Annotated in this window: 13 protein-coding genes; 12 read left to right on the top strand and 1 reads right to left on the bottom strand. The window is 40.6% G+C overall.

The window, feature by feature from the left end; genetic code table 11:
- Positions 1–291: 291 nt before the first annotated feature.
- Together porZ and RIB15_RS10210 are read left to right on the top strand one after the other, a co-directional pair.
- Entirely contained in the window at positions 292–2592 is a 2301-nt protein-coding gene (gene porZ / locus RIB15_RS10215; protein WP_350202047.1) for a type IX secretion system anionic LPS delivery protein PorZ, read from the top strand.
- A 65-nt stretch (positions 2593–2657) separates the two neighbouring features.
- On the top strand, positions 2658–4733 hold the full coding sequence (locus tag RIB15_RS10210) for a glycosyltransferase (RefSeq protein WP_350202046.1): 2076 nt from the start codon (positions 2658–2660) through the stop codon (positions 4731–4733).
- Positions 4734–4737: 4 nt separating this feature from the next.
- On the opposite strand, the gene tgt is transcribed toward RIB15_RS10210, so the two are convergent.
- Complete coding sequence (tgt, locus tag RIB15_RS10205; RefSeq protein WP_350202045.1) at positions 4738–5865, bottom strand: tRNA guanosine(34) transglycosylase Tgt; 1128 nt, start codon at positions 5863–5865, stop codon at positions 4738–4740.
- 92 nt (positions 5866–5957) lie between these two features.
- Here tgt and RIB15_RS10200 point away from each other — a divergent pair, with 92 nt between their 5' ends.
- From RIB15_RS10200 to RIB15_RS10155, 10 genes are all read left to right on the top strand, one after another.
- The gene (locus RIB15_RS10200) at positions 5958–7367 is read left to right on the top strand and encodes a sugar transferase (RefSeq protein ID WP_350202044.1); all 1410 of its coding nucleotides are present in this window, start codon (positions 5958–5960) and stop codon (positions 7365–7367) included.
- A 2-nt stretch (positions 7368–7369) separates the two neighbouring features.
- Positions 7370–8098 (top strand): polyprenol monophosphomannose synthase, encoded by a 729-nt coding sequence (locus RIB15_RS10195; protein ID WP_350202043.1) that lies wholly within the window; start codon positions 7370–7372, stop codon positions 8096–8098.
- Positions 8099–8171: 73 nt separating this feature from the next.
- On the top strand, positions 8172–9128 hold the full coding sequence (locus tag RIB15_RS10190; RefSeq protein WP_350202042.1) for an acetyl-CoA carboxylase carboxyltransferase subunit alpha: 957 nt from the start codon (positions 8172–8174) through the stop codon (positions 9126–9128).
- Positions 9129–9133: 5 nt separating this feature from the next.
- Positions 9134–9571 carry an acyl-CoA thioesterase gene (locus RIB15_RS10185; RefSeq protein ID WP_350202041.1) on the top strand — a complete coding sequence of 146 codons (438 nt, stop codon included), beginning with the start codon at positions 9134–9136 and terminating at the stop codon, positions 9569–9571.
- Between the two features lie 67 nt (positions 9572–9638).
- Positions 9639–10046 carry a DUF2085 domain-containing protein gene (locus RIB15_RS10180; RefSeq protein ID WP_350202040.1) on the top strand — a complete coding sequence of 136 codons (408 nt, stop codon included), beginning with the start codon at positions 9639–9641 and terminating at the stop codon, positions 10044–10046.
- A 2-nt stretch (positions 10047–10048) separates the two neighbouring features.
- A complete protein-coding gene (locus RIB15_RS10175; RefSeq protein ID WP_350202039.1) occupies positions 10049–10606 on the top strand; it encodes a DUF4199 domain-containing protein in 558 nt (185 codons plus the stop codon).
- A gap of 9 nt (positions 10607–10615) precedes the next feature.
- On the top strand, positions 10616–11572 hold the full coding sequence (locus RIB15_RS10170) for a CPBP family intramembrane glutamic endopeptidase (RefSeq protein ID WP_350202038.1): 957 nt from the start codon (positions 10616–10618) through the stop codon (positions 11570–11572).
- On the top strand, positions 11569–11850 hold the full coding sequence (locus RIB15_RS10165) for a hypothetical protein (protein WP_350202037.1): 282 nt from the start codon (positions 11569–11571) through the stop codon (positions 11848–11850). Before RIB15_RS10170 ends, RIB15_RS10165 begins: the two co-directional genes overlap by 4 nt.
- 12 nt (positions 11851–11862) lie before the next feature.
- Positions 11863–12684 carry a phosphatidate cytidylyltransferase gene (locus RIB15_RS10160; RefSeq protein WP_350202036.1) on the top strand — a complete coding sequence of 274 codons (822 nt, stop codon included), beginning with the start codon at positions 11863–11865 and terminating at the stop codon, positions 12682–12684.
- Positions 12671–13696 carry a dipeptide epimerase gene (locus RIB15_RS10155; protein ID WP_350202035.1) on the top strand — a complete coding sequence of 342 codons (1026 nt, stop codon included), beginning with the start codon at positions 12671–12673 and terminating at the stop codon, positions 13694–13696. Before RIB15_RS10160 ends, RIB15_RS10155 begins: the two co-directional genes overlap by 14 nt.
- The last annotated feature ends 12 nt before the right edge of the window (positions 13697–13708 follow it).

Raw genomic sequence — 13708 nt, 5'->3', positions numbered from 1 at the left:
CCGTTAAGCCCTGCAGCGCCGATGGTACTGCACTCGTGGTAGAGTAGGTCGTCGCCTTCTTCTTTTTTTACCCCAAGCCTCTTCAGCATCCCTGAAGAGGCTTTTTTTTATCCCGGGTAAAATTATTTTCCAAATTAATTTTCCCCGCTCTCCTTTTTGCTTATGTTAACGCTCTAAATAATTTCAAAAATCAAACCAACGCTGTATAAAATAGAGTTACGAGTTATTTAATTTTGGCGAGCCGATGCTCGCAATCAATTACTTAAATACACAGACATCTAATTGGTTGATATGATTAAGAAATTATTTTTTTTATCTATTCTTGCTTCGATTTCAGTTACAGTTTATTCACAGAACCTTCAAAGCTGGGGTGCCTACCCGTCTTACTCTACCATTAACTCAATATCTGTAAATCAGGATATTGTCTATAGCGCAACCCTAGGGGGTATATTTAGTGTGGAAGGGGGAGAAATTATGAATCGGATGACTACACTGGATGGCCTCTACCGTTCTAACCCGACTGCAATCATAGCGGATAAGGATCGCCTTATAGCCGGATATATTGATGGAACTATAGATGTGATTTATTCAGAGACGAATGAAGTTGAGAGGATTGAGGATATAAAAAGAGTTTCCCGTTTTAACTCAAAGAGTATAAACGCGTTCGAAATCTATGAGAATAGGCTATACGTGGCAACCAGTTTTGGGATAGTTGTATATAACCTCCAAAACTTATTTGTTGAAAACAGCTATCTGCAATTAGGTGCTTTTGACATTGGAGTACAGGTAAATAACTTTGATATTTTTTCTGATACACTTTATGCCGCTACTGTGCAAGGTGTAGCTTATGGGAGCTTGAATACCAACCTGGTGGAGAAAGATAACTGGACTAATTTTACAGAAGATGATGGACTGCCTGCTAATTCTATTCAGGAAATACAGTTATTCAATGAAAACATAAACGTACTTGTTGATGGAAGTATCTATTTTTGGGATAATAGCTCCTGGTCATTGCACCCCGATTTTGCAGCAAATGGAATCCAAAGTCTTCAAAAAAGCTTAAACGGAGAAGAATTAGGAGTAGCCACTGCTTCAGCGATAACTATTATAGACTCCGATCTGAACTCGGAAACAATAAATTTTAACCTCGAGAGTACAATTACGGATTTCAGGTTTGAAGGGGAGCGTGTTTTTGTTGGTACAACTAATGAAGGACTTGTTATTCTTGAAGACAGAGACAGTGAACCACAATTTTATTTACCAACCGGTCCATATCTCAATTTTTTTGGGAGGTTGATGGTAGATGAGAACACTCTGATTGCCTCTTCAACCTCATCATTTCCAAGTGCAGACGCTTTCGCAGCTTTAAGGGGGTATTATATTTATAAAGATGGGACATGGAATAACTTTAACAGTAATACCGATCCCGCTTTAAGCAATATAGCCTATGTCTATTCGATTGGGGCAAACGATTCCTCATTCTACTTCGGAAGCTGGGGGGATGGAATCATCCGGCACAATAAGTCAAATAATGAAGTTACAGTTTACGACAGAAGTAATTCCAGTTTGGTTGGTATTGATGAAAATCAAAATTATGTAGTGATATCAGGTTTGGATGAAGACTCTCAAAATAATATGTGGGCGATTTCATATTGGTCAGATTTTCCACTTTACGTCCAACTAAACGGAACGGAAGAGTGGATTCCTTTTAGGGGCCGTGCAGGCGCAGACCTTTATTTTAATCTTTTTGTTGATTCATTTGATCAAAAGTGGATCTCTTTAGTGAATAGTGATAATGTAGGACAAGGACTGTTAATTGTAGAAACCGGAGATCCTTCAGACCCTAACGATGATAGCTCAGTAGAATTGACTTCATCGATAGCTAACGGAAATCTTCCAGACGATAAGATTAATGCCATTGTTCAGGATAAGAATGGGGAAGTTTGGATTGGTACCGGAAGAGGAATTGCACGGTTTATATTTCCGGAATTAATTGTTGATGGAGGTCCAGATGAAAGGCAGGCACAGTGGCTTATAAACGAAGATACAACTGCAGCATCACGGTTTTTACTTCGCGATGTAAATGTGAGCGCTATGGCCGTTAATGATGCCAATCAGAAGTGGATTGGAAGTGTTAATCAGGGAATTTGGGTTCTGAATGCAGAAGGAAGCCGAATAATTAACCGGTTCACCACAGAAAATAGCAACCTTATCTCAAATAACATCGAAGCGATTTCCATTGACGACGAAACGGGGGAAGTATTTATCGCTACTGAATTGGGGCTGATTAGTTATTACGACATACCGAAAGCGCCCGTTAATAAAATGGATAAGCTTAAAGTGTTTCCCAATCCATTTCAATATTCTAAACACAATCAGATTGTTGTAGAGGGTTTGAGCGAATCAACCCGAATTAAAGTATTGGGAGTTGATGGTATTGTGGTTAACGAACTTGAAGCAAGGGGTGGAAGAATAAGCTGGGATGGTTTTGATTATAACGGTAATCGTCTGGGAACCGGTGTTTATTTTCTGATCGCATATGAAGATAGCGGAAGGGAAACGGGCGTTGGTAAAGTTGTAATCGTAAAATAAAGAGCGTTCTCTATGTTCAGGAATAAAATATTGACTATCACCCCAAGAACTTAGGATTTTAAGGCGTGCAAAATGCAGCTCCTCATATCTCGGTGGTCATCGTTAACTATAAGGTTAAAGAGTATATTTCTAATCTGCTAAACTCCTTAAAGAAAGCTCAGCACGAATTTAATCTGGAAATATTCGTAGTTGATAATGATTCCGGGGATGACTCCGTCTCTTATCTCAAGGAGCGTTATCCTGAAGTTAATTATATAGCCAACGATGAAAATGTAGGTTTTGGCAGGGCTAATAATCAGGCTATAAAAAAGGCAAAAGGAGAGTTTACACTGATTATTAATCCAGATACGCTTGTTAGTGAAGACACACTGGATGTGTTGATCAATCATATGAAAGAGCATCCAAAATGTGGAGCTGCAGGTTGTAAGATTTTAAATCCTGACGGAACCTTTGCCCCCGAATCCAGACGGTCAATACCTACCATATGGTCTGCCTCATGCAAAGTTTTTGGGTTGAATACCCTGTTCCCTGAAAGCAAGTTGTTTGGCCAATACTACCTGAGCTGGCTGGGTGAAGATGAAGCAACGGAAATACCGGTATTGTCGGGCTCATTTATGTTCTGGAGAACAGACCTGCTAAAAGAACTGGGTGGCTTTGATGAACGTTTTTTTATGTATGGGGAAGATATTGATCTATGTTATCGGGTTCAGAAAACGGACTATCATATCGATTATGTTCCAGAAACATCGATCATTCATTACAAGGGGGAAAGTACTAAGAAAGGAGACCTGAGATATATACGAATATTCAATAAGGCGCTCTATCAGTTTTTTGATAAACACTATAGTTCCCGGTACAGCCTCTTTTTCCGTGTTTTTATTTATCTGGCTATTTGGTTGAAAACAGGGCTTTCTTTTGCTTCGACGAATTTCAGAAAATTAAAACCCGTTATTGCAGATTTGGTGCTTTTAAATTTATCCGTCGCTATCGGATTTATTGGAAGGTACGCTATAAAAGGCACGAACATCATGAATCCTGAGGGCACAAAATACCTCTGGATTAACCTGCTGATGACACTATTATTTCTCTTTAGCGGAAGTTTGCTGGGGATGTTCAGAAAGAATAAAGAATCTATCTCTACCGCTCTGAAAGCATTGACCATTACCTACGCAGGAGTCGTTATCATTACATTTTTTGTGCGAAATCTTGCTTATTCAAGGTTGGGGCTAATATTTGGGTTTGTTTTAGGAGTGATCTTTTTTGTTACCTATAAATTGATCAGAGCAAACAAGAATCACGATAGTAATGGTAACAGAGGCAGGATAAGAAATGCCCGCGTAATTTTAGTTGGGGATGCCAGCCAGTCAGCAGACATCATTTCAAAAATACATACCCGCCCCGATTGGAGCTATGAAGTGATTGGGTATGTAAATGTTGAAGAGAATGATGAAAAATCATTAGGGAGTTTGTCTCAACTAGAAGATTTGGTTAAAGCCTATCAGGTAGATCAGGTGTTTTTTGCTTTGAATTCGATCAGCTATAAGCAGATGCTGAAAGAGATCTCAAACCTTCAGAAAGAAGAGGTTGTGTTTAAGCTGATTCCCGATTCCATGGATTTTATTTTAGGGAAGTCAAACGTGGAATATCTGGAAGCCATTCCTTTGGTAGAAGTTGAATTCGAATACTCAAAGCCTATCAATAAATTACTTAAACGATTGCTGGACCTTGGCGTTTCTATTCCGTTATTCTCAATGCTCTTTCTGATTTGCTGGCCCGGACTGCTTTTTTCAAAAAAAGACTTAATCTCAATTGATGGAATTAAGTTGTACCGGGATATCAGCAATAATAAATGGAAAAATCGGCTCCGATTATTAAGGTATATAATATCAGGTAAACTGAGTTTGGTTGGTGCGCCCATAAGTAAGAATTCATTAGAACAATCAGGCACGGCTAAAAAAGGAATCACAGGGCTAATTCAAATCAGTAAAAACCGAATACAGCAGGAAGAAGAAGCCGAAAGCTTTGGGCTTTATTATCTGCAAAACTACTCACTATGGATGGATATAGATATCCTGATCAAAACGATATTTAACGGCCCCAGTCCTTTAGAAACCTTGACAAAAGAGGAAGGATTGTCATAAAACCCTAAATCCGTTGCTCTAATTGCTTCACCATTCCGGGATACCATTCTCCAAAAGTGTCATCTGCTATTCGTTCCCGAACTTCTTCCATCAGCCATAAATAGAAAGTGAGATTGTGAATGGAGGCAAGAACCAATCCAAAAATCTCATTGTTTCGAATCAGGTGATGGATGTAAGCCATGGTGTATTTATTGCATAACTCGCTTGGGAAATCAGGATCGAGGTAATCATGATGCTCTTTCCACTGCGCATTCCGGATGTTCACCCTTCCATGACGGGTAAAAATAGTACCGTTTCTGGCATTCCGAGTAGGCATCACACAGTCAAACATATCGACTCCGCGGGCTACTCCTTCCAATAAATTAGCGGGTGTACCAACGCCCATCAGGTAACGGGCTTTATCTTCCGGCAGATAGTCGGTGTTTAAATCGGTAAATTCGTACATCATTTCGATGGGTTCGCCCACGCTAAGTCCGCCAATGGCAATACCTTCAAAATCCTGGTCAGCCATAAACTTGGAAGACTCAATCCGCAAATCCTTATAGGTTCCTCCCTGAACAATTCCGAATTGGGCCTGTTCATGACCATAAAGTGGTTCCGTTTCAAGAAAAGCCCTTCTGCCGCGCTTCGCCCAGCGGTGAGTTAGTTCCATAGAGTTTTTAGCGTATTCGTAAGAACTTGGGTAGGGCGGACATTCATCCAGTAGCATCATGATGTCAGAGCCTAAAATACGTTGTGTCTCAACCACATTTTCGGGAGTAAAAGAATGCCGTGATCCATCAATATGACTTTGAAAATGGGCTCCTTCTTCATCCAGATCTCTGTTGTCGGAGAGAGAAAAAATCTGGTACCCGCCAGAGTCTGTGAGAATAGGAAGATCCCAGTTCATAAATTTATGTAATCCGCCAGCCTCCTTGATGATATCACACCCCGGCCGCAAATAGAGGTGATAGGTGTTGCCAAGGATGATCTGCGCTTTAATTTGGTCAACCAATGTATCCTGAGAGACACCTTTCACGGTTCCCAGCGTACCAACCGGCATAAAAATGGGAGTCTGAATGGTACCGTGAGCCGTTTTTAGTTCTCCAAGCCGGGCTTTTGTAGTAGATGTCTTTTGCTTAAGTGTGTACAATCTAAATTAAATTTAAGTTTTAGAAGTTATGCAGCCTATCTAAAATTGCTTATTTTGGCAGTCTTAAAAAATTGTAAGCTCATATTAATATAGTGCTGAAGTTAAAAAGATATCGGGAAGTTATTTTTACCAGTGTATTAGACTTTCTAATTATACTGGCAAGTTGGTTTGTATTTCATTCCTTCTATCCAAATACCATGAATATGCTGATTCAGGATTTTAACCTGAATTTCATATCGGGTGGGGTAATTATAAGCTTTTACTGGCTGGCTATTTTCGTGGTGATGGGGTCCTATAAAAAATTATACCTGGTTTCTCGTCTGGATGAATTTATAAAAGTACTGAAAGCAAGTTTGCTGGGAGCGTTGATTTTATATTTCGCAATTAATATCAACGAGAACATTTCTATTAGCGACCAGCGGATGATCATTATCAATTACTGGGCTACAATTTTTGTTCTGTTGGCATTGAACCGGTTTATCGTTAGAACAATTCAGCGGCATTATGCTCAAAAGGGTAAAGGGTTGCACCGTACGGTTATTGTAGGAACCGGACACACGGCAAAAGCAGCTTATGATGACTTGAATCGTAATAAAACACTGGGTATGCAGGTGTTGGGGTTTATACAGGTGAATGGTAAAGCACCTGCTCCTGAAACAGGTATCAGTAAAGAAGATGTGATTGGAAACCTGGATCAGATCAAAGAGATATTAGAAGAACGGCAGGTTCAGGATATTTTAGTGGCCCTTGAGCCTGACCGGCGTCAGGACTTGGTAGATGTGATCTCAAAAGTAGATGCTCCGGAAGTATCACTGAAACTACTTCCAGACTTTTACCAGTTGGTAAGCGGACTTAGCAAGACTAATCAGATTTTTGGAATGCCACTGGTTGAAATTTCACCAGAACCTATGCCGCTTTGGGAAAAAACAATAAAAAGAGCGCTCGATATTGTCGTTTCTCTGGTCGTTTTATTACTCACATTTCCATTTTTGATTCTCATTGGCCTGGCTGTTCGTCTTACATCACCCGGACCGGCAATTTACAGACAGAGAAGAGTGGGCAGAAATGGGAAAATCTTCACTATTTATAAATTCCGAACCATGCTGGATAATGCTGAAAAGCATAGTGGTCCTACGTGGGCAAAGAAGGATGATCCCCGGGTAACTAAGTTGGGGTATTGGCTCAGAAAGCTCAGAATTGATGAAGTACCCCAATTTATCAATGTATTGAAAGGTGATATGAGCTTGGTAGGTCCACGGCCCGAAAGACCTCATTTTGTGGAACAATTCAGTACGCAAATTCCTCTTTATACCCGCAGGTTAAGGGTTCGTCCGGGTATTACAGGCTGGGCTCAGGTCAAATGGAAATATGATGCATCATTAGATGATGTGAAGGAGAAAACTAAATTCGACTTATTCTACATCGAAAATGCATCTCTAAGAATGGACGCGAAAATCCTGATTAATACTATGATCACTGTCATAAAAGGAAAAGGACAATAGCTATGGCCTCAGATACATTAATCATTGTCCCAACATATAATGAGGCACATAATATCACCAGGTTGATAGAGCGTGTTATGAGTCTTGAGAATCAGGTAGATATTCTTGTGATTGACGACGGTTCCCCTGATGGAACAGCAGATTTTGTTAAGAAAGCACAAAAAGAGTATTCCAGCAGGGTGGCTCTTATCGAGCGTTCTGGGAAGCTCGGGTTGGGAACAGCCTATGTAAAAGGATTCGAATATGCTCTGGATAAAGGTTATGATTATGTTTGTGAAATGGACGCGGACTTCTCTCATGATCCCTACGATGCAGAAAGGCTGATCAATGAGGTGAAATCGGGTGCAGCTGATGTGGCTGTAGGCTCTAGGTATGCAAATGGAATCAGTATTATAAACTGGCCCTTAAGCCGACTGATTTTATCGTACTGCGCTAATATTTATGCCCGCACAATTACAGGTTTACCCATTTTTGATACAACGGCAGGTTTTAAATGTATTCATCGAAAAGTGTTAGAGTCCATTTCCATAGAGCGCATAAAATCGAATGGGTATGCTTTTCAGATTGAACTACACTTTCGTGCCTGGAAAGCCGGTTTCAAGTTAAAAGAAGTATCTATTGTATTCAGAGAACGGGAAGAAGGTGTCTCAAAAATGTCGAAAGCAATTGTCAGAGAAGCTATTTGGCGGGTTTGGGCTCTAAAATTCCGTAGTATTTTCGGGGCACTTTAACCTGTAATCGAAACTCTCACCTCAGGAAAGGATTCCTTATATTAATCCTGATAAAAAAATTAAAAAATCAGATATGCAGTATTTAGATTTTGAACAACCCATTGCTGAACTAGAAGGCAAGATTGAAGAACTCAAAGAATTATCGAATGTTAGTGATGGTGTGTTGGACAAAGAGATTGAAAGCCTTAGAAAACGGGTTGATAAGCTCAGAGAATCTATCTTCACTAATCTCACCCGCTGGCAACGAGTTCAGTTAGCACGCCATCCGGATCGCCCTTACACCCTGGATTATATCTATAAAATCACGCAAAACTTTGTAGAGCTTCACGGCGATCGGTATCATGCTGATGATAAAGCTATTGTAGGTGGACTGGCTACCATTGATGGACAATCGGTAATGATTATTGGTCACCAAAAAGGTCGTGATACCAATAGCCGCAAATACCGGAATTTTGGGATGGCCAATCCGGAAGGATACCGAAAAGCATATCGGTTGATGAAGCTGGCTGAAAAATTTGATATCCCAATTATAACTTTGCTGGATACCCCTGGTGCTTATCCCGGACTGGAAGCAGAAGAGCGAGGCCAAGCAGAAGCAATTGCAAAAAACCTGAAAATGATGGCCATGCTGAAAGTGCCATTTATTACAATTGTGATTGGCGAGGGGGCCAGTGGTGGGGCAATTGGAATTGGAATGGGTAACGAAGTATATATGATGGAGAATACCTGGTACTCTGTTATCTCTCCGGAATCTTGTTCTTCTATTCTCTGGAAAACATGGGATTATAAAGAACAGGCTGCAGCTGTGCTCAAATTGACTGCAGTGGATCTGGAAAAACTAAAAGTGATTGACGGAGTGATTCCTGAACCAATGGGAGGAGCTCATCGCGATTACGATGAAGCTGCCTCAGCACTTAAAAAACAAATCCTGGAAAGCCTGAAACGACTTAAAAAACTCAAACCCGAAAAACTTATTGAGCAGCGCATTGATAAATATGCTCAAATGGGTGAGTGGAAAGTAGTTAAGTAGCTGTTGTGGAATTCCCGGAAAAGCCACCAATTATTGAATACACGCACCGTCTTCGCAGCCGGTATGGAGAGACCGATCGAATGGGGTATGCGTATTATGGCCGTTATCTGGAATATTTCGAAGTAGCCCGAACTGAAATGATCCGCTCTTATGGTCTTTCTTATCGTGAAATGGAAGACTCTGGCGTGATGCTGCCTGTAATTCATGCCGAGCTGGAATATAAAATGCCTATTACCTACGACGAGGAAATGCATATTAAAGTGATGGTATATGATGTGCCCACAGTGCGCCTTCAGACTTTTTATGAAGTCAGAACCTCAGAGTCCGAGAAGGTGCATGTTTTTGGGGAAGTCAGCCTTTGCTTTATGGATCGTGAATCCCGAAAACCACTTCGGGCTCCAAAGTCATTTCTAAAAGGGATAAAAGACCAGCTCAACGGATAATTGCGTGTGGAACCTTCAGGCATATAACAAATCGTTATTTTGGAGCCTGTTATTAGCCCTGGTTTTTTTGTTTATATCTGCCCTGGGTCCAGGTTTATTTTCAAGCTCATTCCATGGTTTTAATAGCTGGCAATTTGCCATTTTTGATGTGCTTTGTCATCAGGATCCAGCCCGGTCATTTTCCATTTCAGGAGTTCAGATGGCAGTTTGTGCGCGTTGCTTTGGAATTTATACAGCTCTGTTGACTGGGTGGATTGTTATGCCTTTTTATGCTCTTTTAAGAAATGATTCACAAAACACAGAAAAGAACTGGTTAATTGCTGCTATTCTGTTAAATTTAGCCGATGTTTCGGTAAACTATTTCGGACTATGGACGAATACCCTAATCTCAAGATTTGTGCTTGGCAGTTTATTTGGGTTGCCTATCGCACTTATCTTGGCGAACGAATTTTTCACACTTAACAAATCGGAGTAACCATGGATATGGAAAACGAACAGGTACAAGAAAACCCAAGTTATTGGAATTCGGTAATAATTGCATCCTTAATAACCGGCATTATCGTTACGGTCTTTAGTTTGATTGGTGGTTATATGACAATCAATTCAGAACCTTCAGGTTCTTTATTTAATTCGGCCCAAATTTGGGGGACAATCGGGTGTTTAGTTGGCGCCATTGGCGGGTTTATTGCCAATTGGCATTTCACAAATGAATATGATGTAACCTACAAGGTTGGCAAAGGAGCACTTTTAGGTTTATTAGTTGGAGTTGTTTCAACTATTATTATTGTGGCATTGAGTCAACTTTGGAATGTCATTGACCCAAGTTATCAAGAAGCTATCCTGGAATGGAATATCCAAAACTTTGAAGCCATGCAAATGCCAGCAGAGGCAAAAGAACAAGCTATTGCAAGTATGGAAAATCCAAACTCTATGGGTAACATTGCGCTTTTTGCTGGAACAACATTTGTCGGTATGGCAATTTTGAACGTAATTTCAGGACTTATAGGCGCTAAAGTTTTTGCATCAGAAGAGTAAAAGAAGTTAATGAATCAGGAAAAAGAGACGGCATCTTCACATAGCGAATATCAGCAAATTTATGAGAACAATAAGCCAGCTCCATGGGTAGAACGTAACGGTTTTGCCCATTGGGGGATGGCTTTAGGCTGGGTTTTTGTAGCCCTCATTGCTTTCAACATTGTGGGGGGTATTGTAGGATTTATTGGGATTTTGGCTACGGCTGAAAGCCTGGATGTTCAAACCATGCTGGGTGAGCTTTCCAATAACTTTGATATTCTTTTTCTTGCTAATTCGTCCGGTCAAATTCTGATCATGGCACTCGCTACATTAATGGTAGTTAAACTCCATGCTGTTAAAGGAGAACGAAAAGAATTCCTGAGAATGAAGCTCTCAGGTAATGTTTGGCAGGTAACGATTCTTGCCGCTATTCTTTTTGTTGTTGCGCAACCAACTATTTTGTTTCTGGGCTGGATTAATTCTTTCCTTCCTGTTCCTGAAGCAATGGCCCAAATGCAGGAAACGATGGCTGAAATGATCTCTAACTTCCTGAAATCAGACAATGCCCTGCTTTTAGGTGTTTTTCATATCGGCCTGGTACCAGCGGTCTGTGAAGAAATCATGTATCGGGGTTATGTTCAAAGAGCCTTTGAGAAAAGCTGGGGTATTACTGCTGCTATTTTAATTTCAGGAGCAATTTTTGGAGCCTATCACCTTCAAATTTCAAACTTCTTGCCCCTTGCTACACTGGGTGTTTTTCTGGCCTATGTTACTTACATATCTGATAGTTTAATCCCTGCAATGGTTGCCCATTTTGTAAATAACGGGGGACAGGTAGTAGCGAGCAGTTTTTATCCGGAAATGCTGGATGAAAAAATCACCCCGGATATGGATATTCCTGTATTCTTGGTAATTGTCAGTATCGTTTTAACCACAGGTTTACTTTATTATCTGTACACGATGAAACCAAAAGAGCAGGAAGTATGAGTTTCTTTTCAAATTCTCCAAGGCCTAACGATATAGACAACTGGGTTTGTGTGCTCGAAGGAAGTACCGACCTGGAAATTGAAATGGCAAAAAACTATCTGTCTAACCTTAAAATTCCTTCCAATATCTTATCCAAGCGTGACTCAGCTTACAGCCTGAATGTCAGTGAAATGGCGATGGTTTATTTGTATGTCCCCAAAGAGTTTGAAGTGAAGGCAAAGAAAGCACTTGAAGACCTGGAAGAAGAAAATCCCGATTTCAATCCTGACACCGAATAACCGGAACCCGATTTGAGCGAACTTCTTAAACGCATACTTTTTGCAGTACCCGCGGCTATTTTATTCATTTTCTTAACATGGATGGGAGGCTGGTATTTCAAAGGGTTTATCATTTTTATAGGTTTTTTTATTCAGCAGGAAGTAATGCGCCTGATGAGCAGTGCCGGTAACCCAACCGATCAATATTTCCCTTACACCATAGGGTTATGGATCATGTTATTTCCGGTTTTACCATATGCTTTTGAAATAGGGCTGGCAATTTTACTTTTATTTATCGCTATTCAAACTTTTGATACTACTGAAGAAAGCATTACAAAATTAAGTACCTCCTTTTTTGCTGGCTTATATGCTCCGGCAGGGTTGCTATGTCTTATGTTGATTCGTGACATTGGCACTAATGAAACAGGATTTATACTAACCATTGCAACAGTTTTAATGGTTTGGGGAGGAGATGTTTTTGCCTATTTCGGTGGCCGGTCTTTTGGGAAAAGAAAACTAGCCCCTGCAATCAGCCCAAATAAAACATGGGAGGGTTTTATCTCGGGTTACTTCGGTTGTTTTGTAGGACTGGCAATTGCACTGTATGCCGTGCCTTTTGAAACAGGTATTACCATGACATTTATGTTGCCTCTTATTATGTTAGTGGGCACTTTTGGTCCTATTGGAGACTTAATAGAGAGCAAAATCAAGAGAAAAGCCGGGGTTAAAGATTCTTCTGATTTACTGCCTGGTCATGGTGGTTTTTTTGACCGCTTTGATGCACTTTTGCTGGTAGCTCCCGCCGTATTTATTTATTTACAGCTCATTCAAAAATTTGGATATGTCTCATTTTGAAATTAACTGGGAAGTCTTCCCACTAAAGCTCAGAGAAGTTTTTACTATTTCACGAGGATCAAAGTCTGAAGTGCCTAATGTATTTCTGTCTGTTACCAAAAATGGGATGACAGGATATGGAGAAGCCGGACCCAATACCCGGTATGATGAAACTCCTGAAAAAGTGATTGAATACTTTAAGGGACTTCCCGATCATTTTTTTGATGAAATTGCAAGCCCGGGTGAAATTGCAAAAAAGCTTGAGCAACTAGAATTACCTCATATACAATCAGCTAAAGCTGCTATTGAGATGGCATGGCTGGATTGGTGGGCAAAATCAAAGAACGAACCCCTTTGGAAGCTATGGGAGTTAAACTCTCCAAAAGGTCCGGTTACATCCTATACAATTGGTCTGGATACACCGGAAAGAATGCAGCAAAAAATTCGTGCTGCCAGTCAGTATCCGGTATATAAGATTAAGCTGGGTACTGATCGCGATAGAGAAATCATAGAGGCTATTCGGGAAGTTACCGACAAACCGCTCCGGGTTGATGCTAATGAAGGCTGGACAACACTTGAGCAGGCAAAAAGGGAAATTGAATTTTTGGCGACGCAGAACGTAGAACTGATTGAACAGCCTATGCCCTCGGCAGAATTCGAGTTAATGAAAGAGCTGAAAAAATGGTCGCTATTGCCACTTGCAGCAGATGAGAGTTTTATTGGTGATGAAAACCTGGAAGAAATAGCGGAGGCTTTTCATGTCATTAACATTAAGCTGATGAAGATTGGAAGCCTGATGAAAGCGAGGAATGTCATTAAAGAGGCTCATTCTCTTGGAATGGAGGTAATGATCGGGTGTATGATTGAAAGCTCTCTTGCCAACGCTGCAGGAGCCTTACTTGCCCTTGAAGCTGAATATGCTGACCTGGACGGGCACTTGTTGATTGGGAATGATCCATTCAAGGGATTGAATGTTCTAAAATCCGGGGAAATTGAATTGTCCGAAAAGCCAGGTTTTGGTGTGAGTAAGTGAATGTTTTTCCCA

Source organism: Gracilimonas sp. (assembly GCF_040218225.1).
Classification (GTDB): domain Bacteria; phylum Bacteroidota; class Rhodothermia; order Balneolales; family Balneolaceae; genus Gracilimonas.
This window is presented reverse-complemented; position numbering and strand designations above follow the sequence as displayed.